This is a genomic window from Vibrio sp. 10N.222.49.C9, assembly GCF_041474985.1.
Taxonomy (GTDB): Bacteria; Pseudomonadota; Gammaproteobacteria; order Enterobacterales; family Vibrionaceae; genus Vibrio; species Vibrio crassostreae_C.
This window is the reverse complement of sequence record NZ_JBFRVD010000665.1, coordinates 1-547: the sequence shown is the minus strand read 5'-3', so window position 1 is coordinate 547 and position 547 is coordinate 1. Positions and strand designations below refer to the sequence as shown.

The window sequence follows — 547 nt, the reverse complement described above, 5'->3', positions numbered from 1 at the left end:
CATGGTAGTTACTCTGTTCTGCTTTAACTACGTTGGCGATGGCCTTCGTGACGCGCTTGATCCTAAAGACAGATAAGAATAATAAGGAATAGGGTAATGACGAATAAACTACTAGACGTAAAAGACCTGAGAGTAGAGTTTACTACTCAAGACGGCATCGTTACTGCGGTAAACGATCTTAACTTCTCACTAGAGCCGGGCGAAACGCTAGGCATCGTTGGTGAGTCTGGCTCAGGTAAATCACAAACTGTATTTGCCATTATGGGCCTACTGGCAAAGAACGGCATTATCTCAGGTAGTGCTAAGTTTGAAGGTCGTGAGATCTTAAACCTGCCAGAGAAAGAACTCAACAAGGTTCGCGCTGAACAAATCGCGATGATCTTCCAAGACCCAATGACCTCTCTGAACCCTTACATGAAGGTAAGTGATCAGTTGATGGAAGTGCTTATGCTGCACAAAGGCATGGGCAAAGCACAAGCGTTTGAAGAATCAGTGCGCATGCTTGAAGCGGTCAAAATCCCGGAAGCACGCAAGCGTATCACTATGT

1 protein-coding gene is annotated in these 547 nt (G+C 45.5%); it reads left to right on the top strand.

Annotated features, from left to right (window positions below; genetic code table 11):
• Positions 1–96 precede the first annotated feature (96 nt).
• The coding region (locus AB4585_RS24980) for an ATP-binding cassette domain-containing protein (RefSeq protein WP_372171447.1) at positions 97–547 on the top strand (451 nt) is incomplete at its 3' end.